Genomic DNA, 2822 nt, shown 5'->3' with positions numbered 1-2822 from the left:
GGCGTCCCGTCGCCGAGGAGTCGACGGGACGCCGCCCGGTTGCCGGCCCCGCGTCAGCCGCGGGAGTTCGCCTTCTTCCGGCCGGCGGCCATGCCGGCCATGGTGGTGAGCTTCCCCATCGTCCCCATCTTCCGCATTCCCCTGGCCGAGCCCATCGAGCCGGCCCGGCCGAGCACTCCCCGGAACACCTGTCCCGGCTTCTGCTGCTCGCCCATGTACGCGGTCATCACGATCAGCGCACCGGTGATCGCCGGAACCGCCCACTGGAGAAGCTTCATCTGCCGTTGGGTCGACGCGACGTTCGACGGTGTCTGGTGGTTCGGCTCGGTCGTGCCCTCGACCGGCGGGTTGCCGGCCTTCTCCAGCCGCATGCCGAGCAGTCTGCTGTACCCCGTCACCGCCAGTGCGCCGACCGTCAGGGCGGTCTTGAGCGAGCTGGCCCGGGCCACGCCGGCCTGCGAGGCCACCCGGGGGCTCTCGGTGACCAGTTCGCCGACGGCCCCCGCCAGGTGCGCGCCGATGGCCGCGGCGTTGACCGGGGTCCACCGGGCCCAGCCGGCCGAGGCCACCGGCAGTCGTTGAGTCGAGTCGTTGATCTGTGCCGCCGCGCCGTTGACGCCGAAAGCCCCCATGAGGGAGCCCCCGAACCAGGCCGCCAGGCCCAGATCGTGCATCGAGCGCAGTGCGGTGTGCCGTTCGGACATCTGATCCCCTTCCACCGTGTCGGGCGGTGCGGCTTACCCACCGTCCGACCGGCTAATCCCGTCCCTCACCAGCCGATACGACGCATCCGGTTCCGGCCCGGCCGGATCGCCGACGACCCTTTCCGTCCGGCTGGTCGGCAAGCCACGTCGGTGGGCAGGAGTCCTCCGGTCGGTATCGGGTAGGTCGCAGGGCCGAACCAGCCGAGGGAAGGGGAAGAGGATGTCCCAGCCGGAGGAGAGTCGGGAGAAGACCGCCTCGACCGATGCGGTACTGATGCACCCCGACAACGACCCGCGGAAGACGACGGCGCAGGTGCCACCGCCGGCCGAGCACGGGGAGACCCGGGTGGAGCGGAACGGCGAGATGGTGCCGGTGGAGACCGACGAGTGAGTGTTAACAGGGGACCCGTGTCTACACGAGGCGTTAAGCGGGGGCCCTTCCTTACACCTCAGCCGCGAAGCGGGCCACGCGCTGGGCCAACGGCGCGCTGGCGCGTACCCAGGTGAAGTGGTCCATGCGGGCACCGGCCTCGGCCGCGGTGTAGCGCTCGCGCGTGACGGGCGCCGCGACCAGCTTCCCGCAGAGGTGGTCGAGCGTCTCGTGGGGTGTGTACTGGTCGTGGTCCACGCTGACCGCGAGGACCGGGGTGCGGATTCCCCGCACGGCGGCCTCGGTGTCCACCCCGTCCAGGTGCGGGAAGCGGCCGGTCCGCGCGGTGTGCGCCCAGTCCCGGATCACTCCGCGCGCCTGCCGCCCGCCGAAACCCCAGCCGGGCCACACGCCGAGCAGTCGGGCCGCCGCCGCGATGCCCTGCGTGTACGGCAGGACGCCGTACCCGCGCGCGCCCGGGTAGAGGCGCCACCAGGGCAGGCCCACCGCCACCAGCGCGAGGCCGTCCACCTCGTGCCCCTCGGTCAGCGCGAGGTGCAGCACGGACGCCTGCCCGCCGAGCGAGTGCCCGAGCAGCACCGTCTTCCGTCCGTCGCGCAGCGGCTTCAGGGCGGCGAGCGCCGCGCCGATGTCGGTGACCAGTTCCGCGTAGCCGTAGCGGCAGGCCCGGCTGGGTGTGGGGGTGCTCTCGCCGGTGCCCCGGAGGTCGGCCACCGCCACGGTCAGGCCGGCGTCGCGCAGCGCGGCGGCGAACGGCCGGTAGTAGCGGGCACGGACCCCCATCGCCGGCATGATCAGCACCAGCGGGGCGTCGGTAACGCCGTCCGGCTCCGGGTACACCTGAAGGCCGAGCTGCGCGCCGTCGACCTCGACGAACTCCTGCCGGTACTCCACCGTCGCGTTCACCGCACCAGGCTAATGCTCTTACCTACCGGCGGGTAACCACCGGGTGACCGCCGTCACCCGACCGGGGACACGTCCCGTGTCCGCTGGTCACGTGGCCGGGGGACCGCGTCCGCCGCGCGGGCGCCGCGTTCGACCCGGTCGACCGCCGCGAGCACGTCCGGCACGTCGAGCGCCGCCAGCGCCGGATGCGGTACGGCGTCCGCGTGCGCGCCCCGGTACGGCCCGGTCCACAGCGCCTCGTGCCACGGCCGGTCCGGTGGTGGTCCCCAGTGCGCGGGGCTGGCGGGTCCGAAGAGGAGGACCGACGGGGTGCGGTAGGCGGTGGCGAGGTGGGCGATGCCGGTGTCGCCGGAGATGAGGAGGCGGGCGTGGGCGGTGAGGGTGGCGAGGTCGCGCAGGTCGGTGTGGCCGGCGAGGACGGCCTCGGCGGGGAGTCCGGCAAGACGGGCGACCTGATCGGCGGTGGGCCACTCGCTGCGGTTGCCGGTGACCACGACATGGTGACCGGCGGCGGTCAGGTGCCGGGCGACGGCCGCGAACCGCTCCGGCGGCCAGCGCCGCTGGGGCGCCTTCGCCCCCGGGTGCAGGATCGTGACCCCGGTCGGCAGGCCGTCCGGGGCGGGGCGGCGCAGCGCCAGGTCGCTCCGGTCGGCGGGGAACCCGTACCAGGCCAGCAGCCGGCACCACCGGTCGACCTCGTGCTCGTCGGCCCGCCAGGGTGGCCCGTCGTGGTGGTCGGCGTCGTCGTTGGCGTAGGCGAGGAGGCGGCGGGGTCGGGTGGCGGCGAGCATGCGGTGCGACTGCGGCCCGCGGCCGTGCAG

The 2822-nt window shown here is 74.0% G+C and carries 4 protein-coding genes; 1 reads left to right on the top strand and 3 read right to left on the bottom strand.

Going from position 1 to position 2822, the window contains the following annotated elements; all coding sequences use genetic code 11:
• Window positions 1–53: 53 nt before the first annotated feature.
• Window positions 54–704, bottom strand: coding sequence for a hypothetical protein (locus tag AB0I76_RS26885; RefSeq protein WP_357041014.1), 651 nt, complete (start codon window positions 702–704; stop codon window positions 54–56).
• Window positions 705–924: 220 nt separating this feature from the next.
• Here AB0I76_RS26885 and AB0I76_RS26880 point away from each other — a divergent pair, with 220 nt between their 5' ends.
• Window positions 925–1095 (top strand): hypothetical protein, encoded by a 171-nt coding sequence (locus tag AB0I76_RS26880; protein WP_357041011.1) that lies wholly within the window; start codon window positions 925–927, stop codon window positions 1093–1095.
• Window positions 1096–1146: 51 nt separating this feature from the next.
• Here AB0I76_RS26880 and AB0I76_RS26875 read toward each other — a convergent pair whose 3' ends face one another.
• A complete protein-coding gene (locus AB0I76_RS26875) occupies window positions 1147–2001 on the bottom strand; it encodes an alpha/beta fold hydrolase (protein WP_357041008.1) in 855 nt (284 codons plus the stop codon).
• A gap of 53 nt (window positions 2002–2054) precedes the next feature.
• Window positions 2055–2822: glycosyltransferase family 9 protein (locus tag AB0I76_RS26870; RefSeq protein ID WP_357041005.1), on the bottom strand; the 768-nt coding region annotated here is incomplete at its 5' end.

It is taken from the genome of Micromonospora sp. NPDC049799 (genome assembly GCF_040656655.1).
Taxonomy (GTDB): Bacteria; Actinomycetota; Actinomycetes; order Mycobacteriales; family Micromonosporaceae; genus Micromonospora.
This window is presented reverse-complemented; position numbering and strand designations above follow the sequence as displayed.